The organism is Flavobacterium sp., from assembly GCF_021151785.1.
GTDB lineage: Bacteria > Bacteroidota > Bacteroidia > Flavobacteriales > Flavobacteriaceae > Flavobacterium.
Genome location: NZ_JAGKWP010000191.1, coordinates 1 through 1,654 on the forward strand (window position 1 = coordinate 1; position 1,654 = coordinate 1,654).

The 1,654-nt window shown below is 48.3% G+C and carries 3 protein-coding genes; 1 reads left to right on the forward strand and 2 read right to left on the reverse strand.

Annotated elements, in window-relative coordinates; translation table 11 throughout:
• Nucleotides 1-12: 12 nt before the first annotated feature.
• Both QZ824_RS11550 and QZ824_RS11555 read right to left on the reverse strand, forming a co-directional pair.
• Complete coding sequence (locus QZ824_RS11550) at nt 13-234, reverse strand: hypothetical protein (protein ID WP_291276167.1); 222 nt, start codon at nt 232-234, stop codon at nt 13-15.
• A complete protein-coding gene (locus tag QZ824_RS11555) occupies nt 235-414 on the reverse strand; it encodes a hypothetical protein (protein ID WP_291276168.1) in 180 nt (59 codons plus the stop codon).
• Here QZ824_RS11555 and QZ824_RS11560 point away from each other — a divergent pair.
• A partial coding sequence (locus QZ824_RS11560; RefSeq protein WP_291276169.1) for an Ig-like domain-containing protein occupies nt 404-1,654 on the forward strand: 1,251 nt, incomplete at its 3' end. The genes QZ824_RS11555 and QZ824_RS11560 overlap by 11 nt on opposite strands.

A 1,654-nucleotide genomic window follows, 5' to 3' on the forward strand; every position in this document is an offset into this window, starting at 1 on the left:
AAGCGTTATTACTTATAAGACAAGTTCAGGCTGTATCAAAACAGCAACGGTAACCGTAAATGCAACTCCGACCATTACCGGTACATTAAATGTATGCGTTGGTTTAACAACAACTCTAACCGGTTCAGGCACACCGGATGCAACCATACCATGGTCATCAGCAACACCGGCTGTAGCAACAGTAAGTTCTACAGGTGTGGTAACAGGTGTTTCTGCCGGAACAAGTGTGATCACTTATAAAACAAGTTCAGGTTGTACAAAAACAGCCACAGTAACTGTAAATGCGAACCCAACGATCACCGGTACATTAACGGTTTGCGTTGGTTCAACAACTACCTTAACCGGTTCAGGCACACCTGATGCAACCACACCATGGTCATCTGCAACACCAGCAGTAGCAACGGTGAGCAACACCGGTGTAGTAACAGGTGTTTCAGCCGGAACAAGCGTTATTACTTATAAAACAAGCGCCGGCTGTGTGATCACAGCAACGGTAACGGTAAATGCGACCCCAACCATTACGGGTACATTAACGGTGTGTGCCGGCTCAACCACACAGCTGACCGGTTCAGTTACACCAGATGCAACCACACCATGGTCATCAGCAACTACTTCCGTAGCTACGGTAAGCAGCACAGGTCTTGTAACAGGCGTTGCCGCAGGAACAAGTGTCATTACTTATAAAAACAGCAACGGCTGTACCATTACAGCAACAGTAACAGTAAGTGCGATCCCAACGATCACAGGAACGCTAACGGTTTGCCAGGGCTTAACAACAACCTTAACAGGTTCAGGCACACCTGATGGAACCGCACCATGGACATCGGCAACACCAGCAGTAGCAACGGTGAGTAACACCGGTGTAGTAACAGGTGTTTCGGGCGGAACCAGCGTTATTACTTATAAAACAAGTGCTGGCTGTACTAAAACAGCAACGGTGACGGTAAATCCATCGTTACCGGTAAGCGTAACCATTGCGACACCGGCAACGACCATCTGTGCAGGTACAAGCGTAACGTTTACATCTACACCAACGAATCCGGGAACAACTCCGACGTATCAGTGGAAGAAAAACGGAACGGATATTTCAGGAGCAACGAACGCCACTTATACAACAACGACAGCTGCGAACAACGATAGCTATACATTGGTAATGACCAGCAATGCAACCTGTCCTACAGGCAACCCTGCTACGTCAAATGCGGTTGTGATCACAGTAACAACAGTTGTTGCGCCAGCAGTTAGCATTATAGCAGCACCAGGCAACACCATCTGCGCAGGAACGAGTGTAACCTTTACAGCAAACCCTGGCAACGGAGGATTAACACCGACTTATGAGTGGTTTGTGAATGGCCTATCTCAGGGAGCAGCAAGCTCAGCCATTGGCGCAGATAAATTTACAAGGACTACGTTGGTCAATGGCGATAAAGTTCATGTCAGAATGATAAGCAGTTCAGGCTGTGCAAACCCGACAGATGCGACTTCTTCAGACATCACGATGACTGTTAACCCGATTCCGGCACCGGCAGTCAGTGCGGCAGCAGATAAAACAAGTATCTGTCCAAGCGACAACGTAACATTCACAGCCACACCGACAGCAGGCGGAGCAGCACCAACGTACCAGTGGAAAAACAACGGTGTAGACATTTCCGGT